Below are 20,292 nucleotides of genomic sequence, written 5' to 3'. Positions count from 1 at the left end.
CTAAGTCCCTAAACCAAAGCTTTTAGCTAGAGTCCCCATCACTAAGCTCCAGCCGTCTACAAGTACAAATAACATAATTTTAAACGGTAAAGACACAATCATGGGTGAAAGCATCATCATACCCATCGCCATTAATACCGAGGCGACCACTAAATCAACAATTAAAAATGGGATAAAAAACATAAACCCTATTATAAATGCGGTTTGCAATTCGCTGGTTACAAAGGCGGGTATAAGCACTATTAACGGTGTATCTTGTGGCGAATCAAGCTGATCGTAACCGGCAATTTTAGCAAACGTTTCTAAATCTTTTAAACGCACTTGTGAAAGCATAAAGGCTTTCATTGGCTCTTTAGCCAGCTCTAAAGCTTGTACTGAAGTAACCTGCTCATTTAAGTAAGGTTCTATAGCTCGCTCGTTTACCTGCTGATAAATAGGCGACATTATAAAAATACTTAGAAAAAGCGACATCCCTAATAACACTTGGTTTGACGGTGTTTGCTGCAAACCAATTGCTTGGCGCAAAATGGCGAGTACAACAATTATTCGTGTAAAGGAGGTCATCATAATTATGGCAGCCGGTATAAAACTCAGCGCCGTCATAATTGCTAAAACTTGTAACGTTACTGAGTAATCCTGTGTGCCATCAGCGTTTGTTGTAATAGTAAGCGCATCAATTCCTTCTGCGCTTACACTTGGTACAAACACCATGGCAAAAATAATAAGCAGCCACTTTGTCATAGGTTTAATTCTTTTTATTTTGGTTTGATTGCGGGTTTAAAAGTTTACCAAATCGTTTAGCGAGTTCAGGTAGTTCTTTTTCACTTAATGGGGTTTCTAACTTGTGTAAGTAATTAATACTGTGGGGAGTTACACCAAGTAAATGCTGAGCATTATCTATCTCAACAACCATTAAACGCTCGCGAGAACCCAAAGGTAGACTTCTGACTACTTTAAATTCATCGCTATTTGCTAAATTTGGATTAAGCTTTTTAACAAAAAATGCCAGCACAATGATTAGTACTAGCACCATTACAAGCGACAGCACCATAGAGAGTATATCTCCAGTGGGTGTTGCCACATCTGCTTTTGAAAAAACGGAACTCGTTAAAGCAATTAATAAGCTCATCGTAGTTTTTTGATCCGCTCTACTTGGCTTATCACGTCAGTTAAGCGAATACCAAACTTGTCGTTTACTACAACTACTTCACCATGGGCTATCAAAGTACCATTAACTAGCACGTCTAGCGGCTCGCCCGCAACACGGTCAAGCTCAACAACAGAGCCTTGGTTGAGTTGCAATAAGTTACGAATATTAATTTTAGAGCGTCCTACTTCCATTGAAATAGTAACGGGGATATCTAAAATAGTGTCGAGTTTTCGTTTTTCATCGCCACTCATTTCGTGTTTTGAATCACTTAACTCATCAAGCTCTGCAACATGTGCTTCGCTACTATCATCTGGAGCTTCGGCTTCTGCTAATGCTGCTGCCCATTCATCCATTGTGTCTTGATCATCGCTCATACTTTTAACCTTTTAATCAATTACCAGTCTAAGTCTACACCGTCAGAGAGGTGTAAATCATCTTCTAGTTCTGCTAATTCTGCATCTGAGTCAATTTTCTTGCCGCCTTTGGTAAATACATGCAGCTCAGATTTAACTGAATCAGGTCGTTTAATTTTTTCACTAATTTGAAGCGCAACATTATCGCGAGAGCGACCCATTTTGGCTCTAAATGTAGGTAGTTCTTCAACAAACACGGTTATATGCTCAGGCATTTCAACCGGAATAATATCACCGGCTTTGAGTTCCATGATTTGTTTTAAGGTTAAATCAACTTCAAGTAACTGAGTTGATATTTCAACCTCTACATCCATTATTTCATCGCGAAGCGCTTTGCTCCAACGTAAATCAGTATCTTCAGTATCAGACTGAACACCCGCATCTAACAGCTCTCGAATTGGCTCAAGCATTGAATACGGAAGTGCAATATGAAAATCGCCACCGCCGCCATCGAGCTCAATATGGAAAGAACTAATAACCACAACCTCAGTTGGGCTTACAATATTAGCCATAGCTGGATTTACTTCAGAATCGAGATATTCAAACGATACATCCATAACCGGTGCCCAAGCTTCTTTATAATCTTCAAAGATTATTTTAAGGAGCATTTGTACAATTCGGCGCTCTGTTGGGGTAAATTCTCGGCCTTCTATTTTTGCATGATAACGCCCGTCACCACCAAAAAAGTTATCTACCAAAATAAACACAAGTCGTGCTTCCATGGTAATCAGGCCAGTGCCTTTTAAAGGTCTAAAACGGACCATATTTAAGCTGGTTGGAACAAATAAAGTATGAATATACTCGCCAAATTTAATCATTTGTACGCCGTTAATAGACACCTCTGCGGTGCGGCGCATCATGTTAAATAGGCTAATTCGCATATGACGAGCAAAGCGTTCATTAACAATTTCCAGCGTCGGCATACGACCACGTACGATCCGATCTTGCGAAGAAAAATCGTACTGAAGCGTACTCCCTCCGCCATCTTCACCATCGTGTATATCTTCCTCTTCAACGTCATCAACACCATGCAATAGCGCATCAATTTCCTCTTGGGATAATAAATCGCTCACGCTAACCCCTTATTGCATTACAAAGCCGGTAAACAATACCCGCTCAATTACTTTACTGCCTTCAACATCCATTAAGGCTTTTTGTACCTTTTCAAGTGCAGAAAAACGAAGTGTTTCTTTACCAGAGCTCGTACTTAACTCATCAGCAGTTGTAGTAGAAAACACGCTTAGTAGCGTCCCTTCTATAAGCGGAATATGTTTTTTAGCTGTTTCTTCATTGACTTCGCCACGTACCAGTAACTGTACTTTAATTTGCACAATTCTGTCGCGGCTTGAGCCAGGTACGTTAAATACAAATGGGCGTGGCATAGAAACATATAAAGCACTGCCTATTTCAGCTGAATCACCAAATCCAGTTGACAGATCTACAGAGATTCCCGCTTCTTCATTTAAGGTTTCAACTGGCGCATCCGAACCCGACATAAAAAAGTAACCCGCTGCACTGCCTACAATAAGTAGTACAGCGACTATAATTATTATTAGTTTCTTTTTACTTTTACCGGTTTCTTCAATTTCTAAACTTGTTTCTTCAGCCATCATGATTCCTTTAATCGCAAAGGTACTTGCTTGTTTTAACTATTATAATAGCAGCACTTAGGCATAGTAATCTATTGATGATGAAGTTTGTTGTCGAGAACTTTGTGCAGTGTTATTTGCTTGCTCGTCGTTTTCATCATTAACTGACTTATTATTAGCCAAATTACCTTGAGTTCCACTCTCACTTTGATCAGCAGTTTCACTACCTGATTGCCCGTAAGAAATAGTGCTTTCACCAAGCTCTAGTCCCTGTTGCGCTAACATTTCACGTAAGCGTGGCATTGATTGTTCAAGTGCTTCTTTGGCTTGCTGGTTTTGTACTACAAAGTTTATATGTGCTTGTTCTGCATCGCTGCGAATACGTATTTGCATACTACCCATTTCGGGAGGATCTAGACGAATTTCTGCTTCTTTATTATTAATGCTCAGCATTGAGCTGACGCGATCTTGCAATAATTTAGCTGCATCACTTTTAACAATATTAATTGCTTGCATTACACCTGAGTCAATACTTACCTGCTTTACTTGCGATGTACTTTGTAATTGTTGAGTTTGTATTATTTGGGTATCAAGTAAGCTCTGATCATAACTCAATGAATCGTATTGGCTTAATGTACTCGGTTGCTGAGTATTTAAAGCAGTTGTAATTTGCGTAAATACTTGTGCTACACGTACCGGTACTTGCTCTGCACTTATATTTTTCAACCCATCTTTTTGCATCAGCTCAGATGATTTTGTGGCGTTTTCATCTTTTATAGAAGCTGTAGCAACCTTACTTGGTTCAACATTTTCACTTGTCGATATTTTTGAGCTGACTTTTTGCGCGTCATTTACAACGCTCTGAGTAACTGGCGCTACAAACGTTTTTGAGTCTGATTTTGCAGTATCGGCCAAACCTATTTCAATTGAAGCCTTTAACTCATTAACTGTTTGCTTAAGCACTGACAGCTGCTCGCCTTTTGGGTGCTCAGCTTTAATATAAGCGTTTAATTGTGTTAACAAGCTTTGTTTTTCAGTGGTATTAAGCGTATCAATCTCAGAACTAAAAGACTGTTTAGCTACGCTACCCTGTGCTTCTTCATTATCAGTAATAAATTGCGCAAGCATTTGTTTAAGGTTGGCAGTGCGATTAGTAGTCGCACTATTAGTCGGGTCGGCATTGTCTAATGTCTTAATTTGCGCATTAAGTTGCGAGCGCTGCTCAGGCGTTAAACTAGTAATAACGTTATTAGCTTTAATTAAGCTCGTATCCTTAGTCATTAAAGTATCTATTGCAGCACTTTTTTCACTTTCAGATTTCTGTGGAGTTGCTGGCGTAGGCACTGGTGTTGGCAACACTATATTTTTTGAGCTTTTATCAACGGGTTTGCCTTGAGCTAATTGATCCTTTAAATCCATTGAAACTAATTTAGCATCATCAACTATAGGACCAATACTGTCATTAGGCTTTTTATTTATAGGATTTAATGGCTGTTCAATACCTTCGGCAACACCACTTTTATGATTTTTGCCTTCATTTAATGGTAACGAGTTCAAAGGTAGTGAGTTTGAGCTATCAATTTTTGCCCCCTTTGACTCCGCTGTTTTAGAGTCGCCATTATCTAACTCTGTACTTTCAGTTGCCTCAAAAGGCTTATTAATCGAAGTGCTCATTGCTTGTGCTGAATTAATTTGATCAAGCATCTCAACAGATACAAAAGTAACTTCGTCTGCGGTGTCTTCATCTGCCTTTGCACTCAGATTTTCATTGTCTTCTTTTTGTTTATGCTTAGGAATGGCAATCGAATTTTCGGCATTAGGGTTTTTATTGCCTTTTAGTAAAGGCTCCATAGAACTATGGGCTTCGTTTAGTTGGCTTAAAAACTCCTCGCCTAAATTTTCTTCGCTATTAGCTAAGCTATTGTCTTTAAAGGCTAACAAAGAATCTTTTTCAGAAGAAACTAAAAACGAAATGTTATTCATCGCCATAAATCACCTAATACCATTACGGCAATATGCCACCGCATACCGCCAAAAGTTGAATTCCACTAAGTAACAAAGCAATTAACGTGCCTGAATTACAAAGCTTTACGACGTTGAAAAAACTGATTAGCCGAAAATTCATCTAACATTTTTTGCTCATTTTTTGCCATTAACGCATTTGCTTTGAGTTTTTGATTTTCGATTAATTTGGCAACTGCTTTAGCTTTAATTTGCTGCTTAAGCCATAGAGTTTTACGTTGAGTAACAACTTGCTTAGCGGTATTTACGGTACTTGCTTGTTGGCGAATTGCCTCTTCAATTTTAGCTATAAAAGCATGGTACTGACCAAACCCTGCACTAGATAAACCCGACTTACCTTTTAGGTGTAACTGCTGAGAGTATTCCAGTCTAAAATTGTTTAAACCTTGTAGCTTTTGTTGATTCGATTGCAAGTTTTGATTAGCTTGTAAGTAACTCATGCGCAAACTTTCTTCTTTATCATTTTCAATTTTGAGCAATAAATCGAGTTTGTTTTTAGCCATTATGCTTGTCCTAGTAACTGAGCAAGACCTTGCAGACCATCATCGTAACTAATGACATCTCGCATACCTTGTTGTAAAAATGCATTTACTCTTGGCATCATATTTATGGCTTGGTCGAGCATTTGATCGGTCCCTTTTTGATAAGCGCCTAAAGTAATCATGTCTTTGTTTTGCTGATACATGGAATACACTTGTTTAAGTACACGGGCTTGTTGCATATGTGGCTCAGAAACAACTTGAGGCATAACACGCGAAATCGATTTTTCTATATCTATAGCGGGATAGTGCCCGCTGTCAGCTAAATCACGCGATAGTACAATGTGGCCATCTAAAATAGCTCGCGCTGCATCAGCAATAGGGTCTTGCATATCATCCCCTTCACTCAACACGGTAAAAAAGGCAGTAATTGAACCTTGCCCTTCACCGCCATTACCAGCACGCTCCACCAGCGCAGGTAGTTTAGCAAACACCGAAGGCGGATATCCCTTTGTAGCAGGCGGCTCGCCTACAGCAAGTGCAATTTCACGTTGCGCCATTGCATAACGCGTTACCGAATCGAGTAACAATAATACGTTTAAACCCTGATCTCTAAAATACTCAGCAATAGTGACTGCACTCTCACAGCCTTTTAAACGCATAAGCGGTGATGAATCAGCAGGCGCTGCGACAACAACTGAACGTTTACGCCCTTCTACACCGAGTATTTCTTCAATAAATTCTTTTACTTCGCGGCCACGTTCCCCCACTAAGCCAACAACAATGACATCAGCTTCGCTACCTCGGGTCATCATACCCAGTAGTACTGACTTACCCACACCAGAGCCTGCAAACAAGCCCATACGCTGGCCTTGCCCTACTGTAATAACCGAGTTAATAGCACGCACACCTACATCCATAGGCTTAGTGATTGGTCTTCTTGAAAGCGGGTTTATAGTATTTTGCGCAAACTTTAAATGATGCTCAGCATTAATTTTACCCAAGCCATCTAGCGGTCGCCCTAAACCATCCACCACGCGGCCTAATAAACTCATCCCTACAGGCAAACCTAAATTATTAACTTGAGGAATAACACGCGCACCAGGCAACACACCAGAGATGTGGTCGTTAGGCATTAAGTACAAAGTTTGATCGTTAAAACCGACTATTTCGGCGTCTACAAAGCCGTTCATAGTTTCTATTTTACATTGGCTACCAACGGGCGCACGTAAACCTCTAGCCTCAAGGGTAAGGCCAACAACACGGGTTAAAATACCTGCCACAGCAGGCGCTGGAGTTTTAATATGTTGTTGATATTGAGATAAGCGTTCGCTTAATGATGCACGTTGAGTTGACATAACACGCCAATAAAATAGTTAGATACCACTATTATGCAAAAAACTATCCAACGTTTCTTTGACACGTGTTTTAAGGGTCATATCGAGTGATGATTGCGCTGTTTTAACTTCACAGCCACCGCGCTCAAGAGTGGGCTCTGCCATTAACTGCCAGTTATTATCAATAATGGTTTGTTCGCCGTAGCTCTCTTTTATGAGTTCTAAGTCTTCGGGGTTTAAATGGATTCGTACTTTTTCTTGCTCCGCATTAAGTGAATCAATACTTTGCTTTAACGTATGTAAAATCACATCAGGCGATGTTTTTACTTCTTGATAAATAACAGCTTCCGCTAACATGCTAGCAAGTTGTACTAATTGCTTCTCGGCTTGTTCGTCTACTTTATCTAGCGGTGTAGTTAGCCCCTCTAAAATGGTTTTTAAACTTGTTAACTGCTCTTCAATTAAAGGTTTTACATCTTCAAGGCCTTGTTTTTTACCTTGCTCTAGCCCTTCTTTGTAGCCAGCTTCTTTACCTTCACCAACGCCTTTTTCAAAGCCATCTATGTAGCCTTGCTCATGACCTTGTTTAAGGCCCTCTTCGTACGCGTCTTGTCTAATGCGTTCAAGCTCAACCATGGTAAGCGCAGGGAGTTCTGGTTCTTGTGGCTCATCAATAGGCATTTCTTCGGCTAATTCTTTTTTGTACAACTCACTAAGCGGTGTGCCGTAAGCTGTAGAGCGATTACCAAAGCTGCTTTCATCTGGTGCTACATCTGGAATAGCCCAATTTTTTAATAATTCATCTGCTTCATCAGCCCGAAGTGTGCGTCCTTTGAGTTTGCTCATAGTTTACAGGAACTCCTCGCCACCGCCGCCGCCCAGCTGAATTTCACCTGAGTCAGACAAACGACGCGCTGTTGATAAAATCTCTTTTTGCGCCGCTTCTACTTCGCTTATACGTACCGGTGCCATCGCTTCTAAGTCATCAGCAAGCATTTCGGCTGCACGCTTAGACATATTACCCAGTATTTTATCTTTAAGTGCATCATCAGCACCCTTAATTGCTTTCATTAGTACGTCTTGTTGTACTTCTCGTAGGATTGCTTGAATACCACGGTCTTCAACATCCATTAAGTTTTCAAACACAAACATAAGATCTTGTATTTGCTGAGACATCTCTTCGTCATGTTCACGAATAGAGTCCATTAACTGCCCTTCAACGTTAGTATCAAGGTAATTTAAAATATCTGCGGCAGCCTTCAACCCACCCATTTTAGCAGCTTGCGCACCTGCTTGGCCGGCAAATTGTTTTTCCATTATTTCGTTTAGCTCTTGCAGTGCTGCTGGCTGAACCTCTTCAAGGTTTGCAATACGCATGGTTAAATCTAAGCGTACTTTTTCAGGAAACTGAGAAATAATTTCAGCTGACTGTTCTGGCTCTAAATATGATAATACAATGGTTTGAATTTGCGGATGCTCATTGCGAATAATACTAGCGACCTGCTTAGAGTCCATCCATTTTAATGAATCCAAGCCTTTAGCGCCTGAGCCCATAACAATTTGGTCAATAAGGCTAGCAGCTTTGTCTTCACCAAGGGCTGCTGTAAGCGCTTTTTTAATAAAGTCTTCTGACTGAAAACCAATGGTACTAAAGCTTTGAATTTGTTCTATAAACAAGTTGTGTACAGCGCTAATCTTAGCTTGTGATAAGTCCTGTAACCCAGCCATCGCCATACCCACTTTTTGCACCTGTTTAGGTTCTAAGTGTTTAAGGATTTGCGCGGCATCTTCCTCTGATAAACTCAAAAGTAATATAGCGGCTTTATCTACCCCATCTAGCTTATCAACATCAAAGGCTGGCGGGAGTTGTTTTTGTTCTTGATCAGTCATCTTCTGTTAACCACGCTTTGACTACTTGTGATGATAGTTCTGGTTCGTTAGCTACAAGGGCACGAATTGCTTTAAGTAAATCTTCGTCACCATGTAAATCCGGTAACTGCAGTGTACCATCACTTGAGAAACCAACCGAAGCAGAATCAAAGTCTTTATTTAGCATATCAAGCGTGTTGTCGCCAATATCTACGCCTGAACTTAATGCATCTTCGTCGTATTCTTCTAGTGTATCGTCTGGGTAAATTAAGCGTTTAAGCATTGGTTTTACTACTGCCATTATCAATACAATGATAACTAAGGCCCCCAATACAAGGCGGGCTATTTTCATAAACCAGTCTTGTTCCCACAGTGGCACTTCTATTGCTAAATTTGTTTCTTCACGTACAAACGGCACTGTTACGACTTCAAGTGCATCACCACGTTGCATATCAAAACCTACACCACCTTGCAGTAAGCGACGAATATTTGACAATGCCTCTACCGAACGTGGAGTCATGGTTGTTTCGCCGTTTTCTCCCACTTTAGCAATGTAGTCAACAGCAACTGATACGCTTATTCTACGTATTACACCACTTTGCTGGCGCTTATGAGAAATTGTAGTGTCGAGTTCATAATTACGTGTGGCTTCTTTGTGGCTGCGTGTTGGTGATGTAGCTGTGCCTGCACCACCTTGCCCCGCAACCTCAGGAATGTTCGAGTTTAACGGTGGCTGATTTGTAAGCGCACCTGGAATACCAACAGCTAGGCCGCCAATGTTATTTTCTTCAAATGTGGTTTCGCTTCTAACCGCTGGTAGGTCTGGGTTATAACGCTTTTGAGTTTCCTCAATCGAGCTAAAGTCCATACTCAAATCAACTTGAGCTGTATAGTTTGCAAGCCCAACAACCGGTATTAAAATACTGTCTATTTTTTCAAGGTACTCTTGTTCGCGCTTACGTTCTAAATCGTATTCTTTACGAGAGCGTGCTGCTAATGAGCTTTGCGAACCTGAATTTAGTAATCGACCATTTTGATCGGTAACAGTAACTCGCATAGGCTCTAAACCCTGTACTGCCGAAGCAATCATATCAACAACAGAATCTACTTCTTCACGGTCGAGTGAGCGTCCACGTTTGAGTGTTAATACAACGGTAGCTGATGGTTTTTTCTCTCTGCGGGCAAATACGTTTTCTTTAGGAATAGCTAACAATACTTTAGCGCGAGTAATATTATTAAGCTCTTCAATGGTCCGTGCTAATTGCTGTTCACGGCCATGTTTTAGGCGTTCACGCTCTAAGCGTTGGCTTACACCAAAGCCCATATCTTGCATAATTATGTCAGAGCCCGACGCTGGCCCTTGCTCTAACCCTTCGCGGGTCATTAACAATTTAATATTTTGGTATTCGCTTTCATCAACCGATACAACGTTGCCATCTAGTTGATATTCAATTTGTTGCGCATCTAAAAAGTCGAGCGTTTGAATAAGCTCTTCAGTTTGCATTTTGCCTAACGGGCGCATATCTGGCTGACGAGCCCAAATAATAATGAAAATCGCGATAGCTAAACAAATAGCCAATGCTATAACCAATGTTACTTGGCGCAATACATCAACACCATTTAAAGCACTTAAGTAGCCTGACTTTTGTTCTTGTTGATCATCACCACCACTTTGGTCAATACCGCCACCAGCAAGTGCTAGGTCTGTAGATTGGTTAGATTGCGCCACAATAATTCTCCACTACCTAATTAAACAGGCATGTTCATGATTTCTTTATAAGCTTCAACAAGTTTATTACGAACCTGTACTGTAGCCTCAAAAGCAACTGACGATTTTTGAGAAGCAATCATCGCCTCAGCAAGGGATACACTTCGATCACCCATCTCAACCGCTTTTACTTTTTGACCCGCATCTTGTTGTAAACCGTGCACTGTATTTAGTGCATCACTTAGCATGTCGCCAAACTGGGAAGTAGAAGTAGGCTGAACTTGAGTCGGCAATTTATTAAGTTGATTATTACGGCCGGCCTCTAAAGCCATCGATTGCATTTCTTGAAATACAGCACTGTTTTGAATTTTCATAATTAATCTCTGACACGCAGTGAACTCTTACAAGTAATAAAGCACAAAGCATGCCAATTAATTAATCATTTAAATACAGTAGGTTAACTTTAATTTGTGTGAGTCAGAGTTTTGACAACCCTTAGTTCGCAGCGCAAACTTAGGGTTTATAGGAGGTTATGCAGGGAGTGAAATGCCTAAATCGCGCATTTGCGCAAGTTTATAACGTAAAGTGCGCGGGCTTATACCCAATGTTTCGGCAACGTCTTTACGCTTACCTTGGCAACGTGCAAGGGTTTCTAAAATAATGCGATGCTCTTTGTCTTTAAGCTCATCTTTATAGCTACCGGTGTCTGCCGCTAGCAAGCCCTGCTTAGGTTCAACCTCGGCATGTGATTTTTCATCATAATATGCAGAGCTTAGCGTGCTTTTATCAACGCCTTTATCTGCGTGAGCTAATTCTGTTGACGATACTGTTTGCGCCGGCGCCAATGATGGCTCCATAACAAAGTTATTAGCTGCTAAGTTTTCAATAAAAATGGCATGCTCGTTTATTGTATCGCCACTTCGCAGTATAAGTGCACGCTGTATAACGTTATCAAGCTCGCGCACATTACCAGGCCACGCGTGAGCCAGTAACTTTTGCTCGGCAGCTTTATCTAAATACGCCATAGGCTCTTTGCTTTTACTTATATGGCGCTCAATTAAATGCTTAGCCAATACAATAATATCGCCAGGGCGTTGGCACAATGGACGCCACATTAGTGGAAAAACATTAAGCCTGTAATATAAATCTTCTCTAAACTGATTTTCAGACACGGCTTCTTTTAAATCACGATTACTGGTTGCCAAAATACGTACATCGAGCTGGATTGTTTTACGACCCCCTAAACGCTCTACTTCACGCTCTTGCAGTACGCGTAAAAGTTTAGCTTGTAGCCCTAAGTCCATCTCAGTAATTTCATCAAGTAAAATAGTCCCGCCTTGTGCTTGCTCAAACTTACCCGGACATGCTTGAATCGCCCCCGTAAAAGCTCCTTTTTCGTAACCAAATAAAGTGGCTTCGAGCATATTTTCAGGAATAGCCGCGCAGTTAATCGCCACAAATGGCTCATTACATCGGCTCGACTTATCATGAATATAACGAGCAAGTACTTCCTTACCTGAACCACTTGGGCCAAGTACCATCACACTTGCATCAGAGCGTGCTACTTTACTCGCAAGCTCCAATAATTGAATACTAGTTGGGTCAGCAACAATGGGGCCGTCGGTTTCTTTTGCTTTTTCAGGCAAATAACGACTCACCATATTTAACAGCACTTCAGGTGCAAATGGTTTAGCCATGTAGTCAATTGCACCTAGGCGCATGGCTTCTACCGCATCGTCAATTGTGGCATACGCCGTCATCATCAATACAGGTAAATCAGGGTGGTTTAATTTAATACTGCGTAGTAAATCCAGTCCACTCATTGCGCCCATTTGCACGTCGCTTACAACAAGCGAAAATTGATCTTTTTTAAGCAGTAACATTGCTTGCTCAGCACTGCTCGCTGCAACACATTCAATACCCGACATTTCAAGGGTATCTATTAAGGCTTCACGAAGCCCTGCGTCATCTTCGACAACTAAAATAGTGTTACTCATAATGAACCCTCTAGTTTAGATGTTGCCTTAATAGGCAGTAACAAGCTAAAGCAGGCACCACCCTGCGTATTATTAGTCACATCAACACGGCCTTGGTGCGCACTAGCCACCGAACTTACTACCGCAAGCCCTAAACCTGTGCCCTGACTTTTTGTAGTAAAAAATGGTTCAAAAATTTTATCGCTTTGGCTTAAATCAACACCTGGGCCATTGTCGCTCACGCTAATACGAACCATATCTAAATCTTTTAAATCTCTTTGTGCGCTAATTTTTACTTTTGCACCGCCGCCAATAACTTGAATACTATTGTGCACAAGATTTTGAATAGCACTGGCCAATGCCGTTTTATTACCGACTATTTGTATATCTGGCTCTGGTAAGCTTACATCCAGCTCACTTTCATTAAGTGCGACCATCGCATCAGCACCTGCTTTAACTTCTGTTAAAAGCTGCTGCATTGAAACTTGCTCAACAACTTGCTGATCGCCACTTTTGGCAAATAACAGCATGTCGTTTACTTGAGTTTCTAAATCTTTTAAACGCGACATTAACTTTGTTTGAAAGTTATCGCGAGATGCTTCGGGTAAGCGCTTAGACCCTAAATTAGCAGCGTATAGCATAGCGGCTGAGAGCGGTGTACGGACTTGATGCGCCAGTGACGCAACCATTTTACCCAGCGCGCTTAATCGCTGCATATGTGCAACACGTTTTTGTAAGCGGCGAGTTTCGGTTAAGTCCGTCATTAAAATAAGTTGCCCAGGCTCTGGTGCTAAAGCGGTAATATCAAGCTTTATTAGGCGCCCGTCTTTTAAAGACACTTCGTGACCATCATCTTGATGTGGCCTAAAAGAGCGCTGAATAACATTAAACCAGCGTTCGCCCTCAAGTGGCTCGCCAAGCATATCAATCGCTATTTGATTCGCTTTTGCAATCAACCCTTTGCCATCAAGTACAACCACACCTGCTGGCATGGTATCAACCAAGTGCGAAAGCCAACTTGCTTGCTTGCGCAGATCGCTTAATTCACCAATGTACTCCTCTTGAAGTAAACATGGGTTATACTGATTTGCAGAAAAAAACTGTGGTTTTAGCACGCTAGCAAGGGCCATAATCAAATCTCGAATTGATGTAGATATATGTCTAAATGCACGATTTATACCAAAATTTATTTACATACTTATCATTAAGTTACATCAATAATTTGAGCGACATAAAAATGACGCACACAAAAAGGAATAATAATGAGTGAGCAAATAAAGTGCCGTTGCCCGTGGCTCGACACCACTAAACCCGACTACGTTATTTACCATGATGAAGAATGGGGCGTCCCTCTTTATGATGATACAAAGCTGTTTGAATTTATCACGCTTGAATCAGCGCAAGCAGGCTTAAGTTGGTACACAATTTTAAAAAAACGCAGCGGTTATAAAAAAGCATTTGCTAATTTTGATGTAGATAAAGTGGCACAATTCACACAAGATGATGTTGAGAGACTAATGCTTGATGAAGGGATTGTGCGTAATCGCTTAAAAATTGCGGCAACTGTCAACAACGCAAAGTGCTTTATAGAAATACAAGAAGAATTTGGAAGTTTTAGTAACTACCAATGGCAGTTTGTCGATAATAAACCGATTATAAGTAATTTAAATAACGCTGAGGACTACCCAGCAATTACAGAGGCATCAACTGCATTTGCTAAAGACTTAAAAAAACGGGGGTTTAAGTTTTTAGGACCAACCACGGTTTACGCTCATATGCAGGCCTGCGGTATGGTTAACGATCACAGTAATGATTGTTTTAGAAAAGAAGAAATTATTAAGGCTTTTAGTAGTAAGTGATTAAAAGCCATAAAAGTAATTTGTTCACAAAGAGGTTAAGAGACGCTGCGCTATAGAGAAGTAACGCGTAAGTTGACTATGGTTTCTCATTTACCTTCGTTTTTCTCTTTGTGAAATAACGTTTTATTTAAATGATTAAAAGCTACGCTTTTCACGCGAGCAAGTCTAGCGTCTACAACAAAAGTAAAAACCGTGTAGGTGCGAATTTACTTCGCGCTCTTGCTAATATTTTTTAAGTAAAGTGCGGTATAAAACCGCACCTACAAAACGGGGGGTTATTTATCTACTGTGTTTGGCCAATTTATAACTAAACACTGACAGCTGCTTTTAAACCTTAATCTCTTGAAAGATTATACTTTTTCATTTTCTCAACGAGTGTTGTTCTGCGTACACCTAATATTTCTGCAGCGCGAGCTACAACGTAATCATAGCGCTCTAACGCTTGGGTAATTAAGCTAATTTCAAGTTCGGCTAAATAATCTTTAAGTTCAATACCATCATCTGGCAATAGCCCACTACCCGTTTGGCTAAACCCAGCGTCAGGCTCACTTTCGTAATCACTAAAGCCTGTGCTAAATATGTCGTTAAAGGCGTCTTTTTCCATTAACTCTTCAGGGTATTCTGGCTCGTAGGCTTCAACTTCGATGTAACGATATTTGTTAGGTAAATCGGGAATATCAACAACTTTTTCAGGAAACATAATAACCATACGTTCCACTAAGTTAGCAAGCTCACGAATATTACCAGGCCAAGCATGTTCTTTTAAGCTCTCAACTGCGCGCTCGGTAAACTTAGCGGTAGAACCAGTCTGGTCGTTAACACGGCGCATTAACTCTTTTAAAAGCAGCGGAATGTCATCAGCACGTTCACTAAGCGATGGGTTTTCGATAGGAAATACATTTAAGCGGTAATATAAATCTTCCCTAAAACTCCCCTCTTCAATCATTGTTTCAAGATTACGATGCGTGGCTGCAATAACGCGTACATCAGCTTGGATAGCCTTTGTACCACCAACACGTTCGTAGCTGCGCTCTTGCAATACTCGCAGCAACTTAACTTGCATTTGCAGAGGCATATCGCCTATTTCATCTAAAAATAGCGTCCCGCCTTGAGCTAGTTCAAACCGCCCTTTACGAGCCGATATAGCACCAGTAAACGCGCCTTTTTCGTGGCCAAATAGTTCACTTTCGAGCAGCTCTGCCGGAATAGCACCACAGTTAACAGGTACAAACGGTCCATTAATACGCTTTGAAAGCAAATGTACATTACGGGCAACCACTTCTTTACCTGTGCCTGATTCGCCTAAAATTAAAACATTGGCATCGGTTTTTGCCACTTGTTCAATTAAAAAGCGAACATCTTTTACGGCCTCTGTTTCACCAACAAGTCCATCAAAGGTTTTATGTGGTTTTGTATGCTTATGCTCATTAGGCAACATGCGCTGATACTGCTGGCAATCGTGAAGTAACTGCGTTGTCACTTCGTGATTAAATGGCTCGCAAATAAGCCCCACCACATTAGCGATACTTAATAGGGGTTTTAGCGTTTCGCCAATTAATAAAAACGGTAATGTTGGATAGCGTTTAATTAAGCTTTCGTGGTCAAGTGATTGCAATGCTCCTAAAATGATCATGCATTCTTGCTGCTGATATTTTTTGCATTCTTGTTCAAAGCAGTCTTCGCTTAATAGTTGAGCAGCTTCACCAATAAAGCCAAGTGAAGCATTTAATCCTATTGCGCGGTTGTTATTATTATCTAAAATCAAGATCATATTTAGCGAGCCGTACTTTCACTAATTTGTATAATTAGTTAAATTGTAAGCCAGTTCAGCATGGATGCAAGCAATAGCGGCAGTTTTTTGACATAAACGCCAAAAAACAGACGGGCTAGTTAAGTCAATCATACTTAATAGTTAATCATTAAGTATTATTTATAGTTTTAACTTAGTTATTACTTAACTATTACCTAACCATAACCTAGCTCTAAAAATTAATTTACTCGGCTATAAAAATGCTATTGTTAGTAAATAAACTCAATTATAAATTTAAGTTGAAGTTACAAATGCCGATACATAGATAAGTGAAAATGCTTGGCATTAATATTGCTTTGTTCTTATAAAAGTATAAAAGCTTTATTGATTTTTTGTATAAGTTTTTATATTAACTTTCACATAATTTTATCGTTTTAAATTTTAGGATTTTCCCATGGCTCATGTCTCATTAAAAAAATACGGTCAAGTTCGTGCTAGTAGTATTGCCGAAATGACTCCTTACGAACAAATAAACCTTATATTTAGTAATATTATCGGCCGTTTAGCAGCTACAAAAGGGTTTATTGAGCGCAAAGAAATAGCTAAAAAAGGTGAGAACATTTCAGCCTGTGTTTTATTATTTGGTGCCCTACAAGACGCACTTAATTTAGAAGTAGAGCAAGACCCTAGCATTTCTAACAATTTATTGGCACTTTACGACTACTGCCAACGCCGTTTAACGCAAGCAAACATAAACAACGATATTGAAGCAATTATGGAAGTATCAAGTATTGTTAAAGAAATTAAAGAAGGTTGGAATAATATTCCGCTAGACCAACGCAGCCCTGCGGTTTAATTTAAATTATGGACTCGCCAACATCTTCAGAGCCACTAACTAACTACTCTGAGCTCATACAAACGTTGCTTAGTAAAATAGAAGTGTTAGTAAATGAAAATAACGCAGACGAAGCTCAGCCTTTTTTAGACACTTTAAATGCTAATATAAAGCAATGGTGCGAAAGCAGTGAAGGCCCAAGCGCAGAGCAATTAGAATTAATTCAGCTTCGTATAAATACTATTTTAGTAAAAGCAAATAGCGCTAAAAACGAGTCATCTAAAGCCATTATTAAACAAAAAAAATCTGGTAAGGCAATTAAAGCTTATAAAGCAGCCAATTAAAATTAACCTCAAACAGTAAATATAAAAAACCGTTGTAAATAACGGTTTTTTTTATGTTTTTATTTAGCTATTAAAACTATATGCTATTTATATATTAAGAGTTATCTCGTACAACCCCAGGCATATTTTCCAGCTGAGCTTGAACATATGTACTGGTGTTATTAAGGCTTGCCACTAATAAATCCATCGCATTATATTGAGCATATAGTCGAGATGATAGCGACTCCATTTTACTAGCAAGGTCCAAGCGTTGATCATCTATGTCATCAAGTTGATTTGTTTTACTGTCAATTCTGTTTTGAATAATACCGTCGGAGTCTGTATAAAAGCTCAATTTTTCGTCAAACGATTGTGCGAAGCCATCATCGTCGTCACCTACAAAAAATTTCTGCACTAAATCTACATCTGCATCTATTTGCTCATTGAGTGTTTCTGTATTTAGGGTTAAAACACCGTAGCGATCTGTTTCAACACCTAATTGCGAAAGCGATAGTGAGTTGCCATTACCTAAATCAACGGGGTTTGTTATTTCGCTACGAAGCTTTGACATAACACCACGAAGTAATGAATCCCCCGCCATAACGCCTGCGCCACCTTCGCCGGAAGCACCCAAGTTATTACTCAACTCTAATAGTTCGTTGTAACTTGTAATAAAGCTATTTAAACCTGTTTTAATATTATTATTGTTTTCGGTAACCGATATATCGCTTAAGTCGTCGTCAGTGGCATGCAACTTTTTAGCGGTAATATCCACGCCATCAATCACATTACTAAATTCATTGGTATTACTTGATATAGTTAACGTACCATCAATTGTTATTTGCGCATTTTGTGCAGCATTAACTTGCGTTAAATTAGTTGTATGGTTAGCCGGATCTGCATCTGATACATCGTATGCTAAACGCGAAAGCCCGCCTGCATCGGTATTATTGCCATCGTCATCTTGTACGGTAATTGTAATTGCGTTGTCTTCGCCAGTTTCTTTACTAGTAAGTACTAAATGCTGACCGGTATCACTGGTTATTATAGTGGCGACAACAGAATCATTACTATCACTGCCAGTAAAAGGGCCATTATTAATTTGGTCGCGTAAATCTTCTAAGGTGTTAGTAGCCGACAAAACAGTAGAGAAACTATTTGCGCCAGAGCCAATTGTAATTAGACCCGCGCCAATGGCTTCATCTGCTGCAAATGCAGGGGAAGATAACTTATGAGCCTGTGCTAATGCGTCTACTTTTACATTGTAACTGCCTGGCTGAGCGTCTTTATCTGAACTAATAGATATAAAATCATCATTACCCGAAGCGGTGCGCTTTTGATAATTATCACTATCTCCCAAAGCTTCCATTGACGTTTGTACTTTTTCAAGCGCAGACTTGAGTGCACCAACGGCTGAAATATCTGTAGTTAATTTGCCTTCAGTAGTATTTAAACGAGCTTCAGCAGGGGCTTGCTCAGCATTAACTAGCGCATCAACAATATCTGATACTGCTAATCCCGAACCTAAACCAGTAAACGAAATAGCCATACTTCACCTCTTAAATACAAAAAAACTAACTTAACTCTTAATAATTAACACTTGAAAGATAATATTTTGAGCTGATTGCTAAACTGTTTGGTCAATTAAAATACCTGCCGACTCCGACAATTTAGAAACCAAACTTAATACTTCCTCAGAAGGATATTGTTTGATAACTTCACCACTGTCTTTATCGAGCACTTTAATTACATCGCGACCTGAATCTTCATCTACTTTAAATTGCAAACTGCGATTCATTTCGCCCATAAAGTCCTGCAATTGTTGCGCCATTTGTTCTAGTTGTTCACGCTCTAACGGCTGAGCAGTAACTTCTTTATTATTTTTTTCGTATTGGTTTTGCTGTAATCGTTGTTGATTTTGAGTATCAGCTTGCTTTACATCGTCAACAGCACGCTCAGTTAACGAACTAGCCGCTTGACCGACTACTTTATCTTCACCCGCTAGCGGGGTTGGTAATGTAACTTCTGCATTGGAATTAATAGTATTCATAACAGATTCCTATTTGTACTTAATTAAACCAACAATAGCTTAGTTTATATTCTTAAACCACAAAAGGAGGTAGCTAAAGCCACCTCCTTTTTTAAATACTAATACTGACTTTATGTATTAGTTAGCTAACCATTAAGCTTTTACTTTTAACTTATTAACCTAATAAGCTAAGTGCTGCTTGTGGTAACTGATTCGCTTGCGACAAGATTGATGTACCTGCTTGTTGCAATATTTGGTTTTTCGTCATTTGCGCTGTCTCAGTTGCAAAGTCAGTATCTTGAATACGACTACGTGATGCAGACACGTTTTCTTGAATGTTAGCTAAGTTACTAATAGTGTGGTCAAAACGGTTTTGGATTGCACCTAAATCAGCACGTTGATCATCTATCATCGCTATTGCATTATCTATAATCGCTAACGCATCTTGAGATCCCGCCTGTGAACTAATATCAACAGTATCAACTGCAATAACAGAGCTTGTATCTACATCTGTACCAGCAGCTAATAAAGCACTATCTGCTTGTGCGGTAAACGTTGTCGCTGAGTTAAGCTGAACTGCGCCATAAATACGTGCAGTATCATCAGTTGAACCATCACCACTTGTCAATGTTATGGCACCTGCGGGAGCATCAGTTCCATCATAACCTTGGGTTGTGATGGCTAATGTCGTAGGAGCGTCTGTAGTAGTATGCCCCGTATGGTTTTTTGCATTGAAATTTTCAATATTAATATCTTTGCCAGTGTCACTGGTAATTATAAGCTCATCATTTTCAATTTTTGCAGCAACTCCATGATCTGCGGTACCCGCATTAATTGCTTGTGCCATAGCATCTCTATCTAATGACGCATCCGCTTGGCTGTCAAAACTTACCGCTTTACCGTTTAAATCGAAAGTGTAGCTACCGAAGTTAGTAGGATCACCTGGATCAACG

General features: G+C 40.0%; 21 protein-coding genes. 3 read left to right on the top strand and 18 right to left on the bottom strand.

Annotated features, from left to right (window positions below):
- The 14 genes from fliP to PARC_RS04675 form a co-directional block, all read right to left on the bottom strand.
- Positions 1–741, bottom strand: a complete 741-nt coding sequence (fliP, locus tag PARC_RS04740) for a flagellar type III secretion system pore protein FliP (protein WP_007585804.1) — start codon at positions 739–741, stop codon at positions 1–3.
- A gap of 4 nt (positions 742–745) precedes the next feature.
- Entirely contained in the window at positions 746–1,129 is a 384-nt protein-coding gene (fliO, locus tag PARC_RS04735) for a flagellar biosynthetic protein FliO (protein WP_010553903.1), read from the bottom strand.
- Complete coding sequence (gene fliN / locus PARC_RS04730; protein ID WP_007585803.1) at positions 1,126–1,524, bottom strand: flagellar motor switch protein FliN; 399 nt, start codon at positions 1,522–1,524, stop codon at positions 1,126–1,128. Before fliN ends, fliO begins: the two co-directional genes overlap by 4 nt.
- 20 nt (positions 1,525–1,544) lie before the next feature.
- A complete protein-coding gene (gene fliM / locus PARC_RS04725; protein WP_010553904.1) occupies positions 1,545–2,636 on the bottom strand; it encodes a flagellar motor switch protein FliM in 1,092 nt (363 codons plus the stop codon).
- A 9-nt stretch (positions 2,637–2,645) separates the two neighbouring features.
- Complete coding sequence (gene fliL / locus PARC_RS04720) at positions 2,646–3,173, bottom strand: flagellar basal body-associated protein FliL (RefSeq protein WP_010553905.1); 528 nt, start codon at positions 3,171–3,173, stop codon at positions 2,646–2,648.
- A gap of 57 nt (positions 3,174–3,230) precedes the next feature.
- On the bottom strand, positions 3,231–5,141 hold the full coding sequence (locus PARC_RS04715) for a flagellar hook-length control protein FliK (protein WP_050576414.1): 1,911 nt from the start codon (positions 5,139–5,141) through the stop codon (positions 3,231–3,233).
- 89 nt (positions 5,142–5,230) lie between these two features.
- Complete coding sequence (fliJ, locus tag PARC_RS04710; RefSeq protein ID WP_010553907.1) at positions 5,231–5,677, bottom strand: flagellar export protein FliJ; 447 nt, start codon at positions 5,675–5,677, stop codon at positions 5,231–5,233.
- The gene (gene fliI, locus PARC_RS04705; protein ID WP_010553908.1) at positions 5,677–7,011 is read right to left on the bottom strand and encodes a flagellar protein export ATPase FliI; all 1,335 of its coding nucleotides are present in this window, start codon (positions 7,009–7,011) and stop codon (positions 5,677–5,679) included. The genes fliJ and fliI overlap by 1 nt, the downstream gene beginning before the upstream one ends.
- 18 nt (positions 7,012–7,029) lie before the next feature.
- Positions 7,030–7,836: a flagellar assembly protein FliH gene (fliH, locus tag PARC_RS04700; protein ID WP_010553909.1), complete on the bottom strand. Its 807-nt coding sequence runs from the start codon at positions 7,834–7,836 to the stop codon at positions 7,030–7,032.
- A gap of 3 nt (positions 7,837–7,839) precedes the next feature.
- Positions 7,840–8,880 carry a flagellar motor switch protein FliG gene (gene fliG / locus PARC_RS04695; protein WP_010553910.1) on the bottom strand — a complete coding sequence of 347 codons (1,041 nt, stop codon included), beginning with the start codon at positions 8,878–8,880 and terminating at the stop codon, positions 7,840–7,842.
- Entirely contained in the window at positions 8,873–10,588 is a 1,716-nt protein-coding gene (gene fliF / locus PARC_RS04690) for a flagellar basal-body MS-ring/collar protein FliF (RefSeq protein ID WP_007581880.1), read from the bottom strand. The genes fliG and fliF overlap by 8 nt, the downstream gene beginning before the upstream one ends.
- Before the next feature lie 20 nt (positions 10,589–10,608).
- Positions 10,609–10,941: a flagellar hook-basal body complex protein FliE gene (fliE, locus tag PARC_RS04685; protein WP_010553911.1), complete on the bottom strand. Its 333-nt coding sequence runs from the start codon at positions 10,939–10,941 to the stop codon at positions 10,609–10,611.
- 156 nt (positions 10,942–11,097) lie between these two features.
- The gene (locus tag PARC_RS04680) at positions 11,098–12,564 is read right to left on the bottom strand and encodes a sigma-54-dependent transcriptional regulator (protein ID WP_010553912.1); all 1,467 of its coding nucleotides are present in this window, start codon (positions 12,562–12,564) and stop codon (positions 11,098–11,100) included.
- Positions 12,561–13,673 carry a sensor histidine kinase gene (locus PARC_RS04675; RefSeq protein ID WP_007581877.1) on the bottom strand — a complete coding sequence of 371 codons (1,113 nt, stop codon included), beginning with the start codon at positions 13,671–13,673 and terminating at the stop codon, positions 12,561–12,563. Before PARC_RS04675 ends, PARC_RS04680 begins: the two co-directional genes overlap by 4 nt.
- Positions 13,674–13,805: 132 nt before the next feature.
- On the opposite strand from PARC_RS04675, the gene PARC_RS04670 reads away from it, so the two are divergent.
- The gene (locus PARC_RS04670) at positions 13,806–14,402 is read left to right on the top strand and encodes a DNA-3-methyladenine glycosylase I (protein WP_010553913.1); all 597 of its coding nucleotides are present in this window, start codon (positions 13,806–13,808) and stop codon (positions 14,400–14,402) included.
- 334 nt (positions 14,403–14,736) lie between these two features.
- Here the strand turns inward: PARC_RS04670 and PARC_RS04665 are convergent, their stop codons facing one another.
- Positions 14,737–16,173, bottom strand: a complete 1,437-nt coding sequence (locus PARC_RS04665; RefSeq protein ID WP_010553914.1) for a sigma-54 dependent transcriptional regulator — start codon at positions 16,171–16,173, stop codon at positions 14,737–14,739.
- A 433-nt stretch (positions 16,174–16,606) separates the two neighbouring features.
- Between PARC_RS04665 and fliS the strand changes: the two genes are divergently transcribed.
- Together fliS and PARC_RS04655 are read left to right on the top strand one after the other, a co-directional pair.
- The gene (fliS, locus tag PARC_RS04660; protein ID WP_010553915.1) at positions 16,607–17,008 is read left to right on the top strand and encodes a flagellar export chaperone FliS; all 402 of its coding nucleotides are present in this window, start codon (positions 16,607–16,609) and stop codon (positions 17,006–17,008) included.
- An 8-nt stretch (positions 17,009–17,016) separates the two neighbouring features.
- Positions 17,017–17,331: a hypothetical protein gene (locus tag PARC_RS04655; protein ID WP_010553916.1), complete on the top strand. Its 315-nt coding sequence runs from the start codon at positions 17,017–17,019 to the stop codon at positions 17,329–17,331.
- A 94-nt stretch (positions 17,332–17,425) separates the two neighbouring features.
- Here PARC_RS04655 and fliD read toward each other — a convergent pair whose 3' ends face one another.
- From fliD to PARC_RS21990, 3 genes are all read right to left on the bottom strand, one after another.
- The gene (gene fliD / locus PARC_RS04650) at positions 17,426–18,859 is read right to left on the bottom strand and encodes a flagellar filament capping protein FliD (protein WP_010553917.1); all 1,434 of its coding nucleotides are present in this window, start codon (positions 18,857–18,859) and stop codon (positions 17,426–17,428) included.
- Between the two features lie 78 nt (positions 18,860–18,937).
- Entirely contained in the window at positions 18,938–19,360 is a 423-nt protein-coding gene (locus PARC_RS04645; protein ID WP_010553918.1) for a flagellar protein FlaG, read from the bottom strand.
- 154 nt (positions 19,361–19,514) lie between these two features.
- On the bottom strand, positions 19,515–20,186 hold the full coding sequence (locus PARC_RS21990) for a flagellin (protein WP_373372464.1): 672 nt from the start codon (positions 20,184–20,186) through the stop codon (positions 19,515–19,517).
- Positions 20,187–20,292 lie beyond the last annotated feature (106 nt).

The organism is Pseudoalteromonas arctica A 37-1-2 (assembly GCF_000238395.3).
Classification (GTDB): Bacteria; Pseudomonadota; Gammaproteobacteria; order Enterobacterales; family Alteromonadaceae; genus Pseudoalteromonas; species Pseudoalteromonas arctica.
Note: the sequence above shows the minus strand (reverse complement) of the source record. Positions and strands in the feature narration are given on the sequence as shown.

Excerpts from the sequence above, each read along its gene's own strand:
- fliP (WP_007585804.1), bottom strand. The coding sequence starts at position 741 with ATGACAAAGTGGCTGCTTATTATTTTTGCCATGGTGTTTGTACCAAGT.
- fliO (WP_010553903.1), bottom strand. The coding sequence starts at position 1,129 with ATGAGCTTATTAATTGCTTTAACGAGTTCCGTTTTTTCAAAAGCAGAT.
- fliN (WP_007585803.1), bottom strand. The coding sequence starts at position 1,524 with ATGAGCGATGATCAAGACACAATGGATGAATGGGCAGCAGCATTAGCA.
- fliL (WP_010553905.1), bottom strand. The coding sequence starts at position 3,173 with ATGGCTGAAGAAACAAGTTTAGAAATTGAAGAAACCGGTAAAAGTAAA.
- PARC_RS04715 (WP_050576414.1), bottom strand. The coding sequence starts at position 5,141 with ATGGCGATGAATAACATTTCGTTTTTAGTTTCTTCTGAAAAAGATTCT.
- fliJ (WP_010553907.1), bottom strand. The coding sequence starts at position 5,677 with ATGGCTAAAAACAAACTCGATTTATTGCTCAAAATTGAAAATGATAAA.
- fliI (WP_010553908.1), bottom strand. The coding sequence starts at position 7,011 with ATGTCAACTCAACGTGCATCATTAAGCGAACGCTTATCTCAATATCAA.
- fliH (WP_010553909.1), bottom strand. The coding sequence starts at position 7,836 with ATGAGCAAACTCAAAGGACGCACACTTCGGGCTGATGAAGCAGATGAA.
- fliG (WP_010553910.1), bottom strand. The coding sequence starts at position 8,880 with ATGACTGATCAAGAACAAAAACAACTCCCGCCAGCCTTTGATGTTGAT.
- fliE (WP_010553911.1), bottom strand. The coding sequence starts at position 10,941 with ATGAAAATTCAAAACAGTGCTGTATTTCAAGAAATGCAATCGATGGCT.
- PARC_RS04680 (WP_010553912.1), bottom strand. The coding sequence starts at position 12,564 with ATGAGTAACACTATTTTAGTTGTCGAAGATGACGCAGGGCTTCGTGAA.
- PARC_RS04675 (WP_007581877.1), bottom strand. The coding sequence starts at position 13,673 with ATGGCCCTTGCTAGCGTGCTAAAACCACAGTTTTTTTCTGCAAATCAG.
- PARC_RS04670 (WP_010553913.1), top strand. The coding sequence starts at position 13,806 with ATGAGTGAGCAAATAAAGTGCCGTTGCCCGTGGCTCGACACCACTAAA.
- PARC_RS04665 (WP_010553914.1), bottom strand. The coding sequence starts at position 16,173 with ATGATCTTGATTTTAGATAATAATAACAACCGCGCAATAGGATTAAAT.
- fliS (WP_010553915.1), top strand. The coding sequence starts at position 16,607 with ATGGCTCATGTCTCATTAAAAAAATACGGTCAAGTTCGTGCTAGTAGT.
- PARC_RS04655 (WP_010553916.1), top strand. The coding sequence starts at position 17,017 with ATGGACTCGCCAACATCTTCAGAGCCACTAACTAACTACTCTGAGCTC.
- fliD (WP_010553917.1), bottom strand. The coding sequence starts at position 18,859 with ATGGCTATTTCGTTTACTGGTTTAGGTTCGGGATTAGCAGTATCAGAT.
- PARC_RS04645 (WP_010553918.1), bottom strand. The coding sequence starts at position 19,360 with ATGAATACTATTAATTCCAATGCAGAAGTTACATTACCAACCCCGCTA.
- PARC_RS21990 (WP_373372464.1), bottom strand. The coding sequence starts at position 20,186 with ATGGCACAAGCAATTAATGCGGGTACCGCAGATCATGGAGTTGCTGCA.